This is a genomic window from Arthrobacter sp. SPT-J7 (genome assembly GCF_059089965.1).
Genome location: NZ_JBNHFF010000617.1, coordinates 1 through 316, shown reverse-complemented (window position 1 = coordinate 316; position 316 = coordinate 1). Strand labels below are relative to the sequence as shown.

Annotated in this window: 1 pseudogene; it reads left to right on the top strand. The window is 63.3% G+C overall.

Annotated elements, in window-relative coordinates:
* Positions 1-316 (top strand): annotated as a pseudogene (locus tag AC5RWX_RS34535) (sugar phosphotransferase); the annotation flags it as partial.

Genomic DNA, 316 nt, shown 5'->3' with positions numbered 1-316 from the left:
CTACATGTTCGCGCCGTGGATCCGCCGGATCTACATCGCCACGGACTCCCCGGCCCCGGACTGGCTCGCGGAGCACCCCGCGGTCACCATCGTGCGCAGCGAAGAATTCTTCTCCGATCCTTCCGTGCTGCCCACCCACAACTCACAGGCGGTGGAGTGCCAGTTGCACAACATCGACGGCCTGTCAGAGCACTTCCTGTACTCGAACGATGACATGTTCTTTGGCCGGCCGGTGAGCCCGGACCTGTTCTTCACTCCCGGCGGCATCACCAAGTTCATCGAGGCCGAAACCCGTATCGGGCTGGGCGAGAACGCG